The 252-nt window shown below is 65.9% G+C and carries 1 protein-coding gene; it reads right to left on the bottom strand.

Features of this window, described 5'->3' with window-relative positions:
• Positions 1-252: hypothetical protein (locus V0R37_RS22805; RefSeq protein ID WP_420376648.1), on the bottom strand; the 252-nt coding region annotated here is incomplete at both ends.

Genomic DNA, 252 nt, shown 5'->3' with positions numbered 1-252 from the left:
CCACTGGTGGCTTAAATACGCGCTTTGCGCGGCTTCGCCGATAACCTTGTAACCTCCTTCATAGGCGGCTTCGGCGGCAGCAAAGGCGTCGCTGTCTCGGCCTTTATCCTGCGCTATTTCCGGCGTGCCTTGCTTGGCCAGCCAGGCAAAACCGGCCTGTGGGGCCAGCGGCAGCGGGGTTTGCTGGCCCGCTTGCCAGGCGGCGAGCTGGGTTTCCAGGTGCTGGCGGGCGGTGTCGGCGGCCACGGGTTC

The sequence above is a fragment of the Pollutimonas rozaliensis genome, from assembly GCF_048751585.1.
Lineage (GTDB): Bacteria > Pseudomonadota > Gammaproteobacteria > Burkholderiales > Burkholderiaceae_B.
Note: the sequence above shows the minus strand (reverse complement) of the source record. Positions and strands in the feature narration are given on the sequence as shown.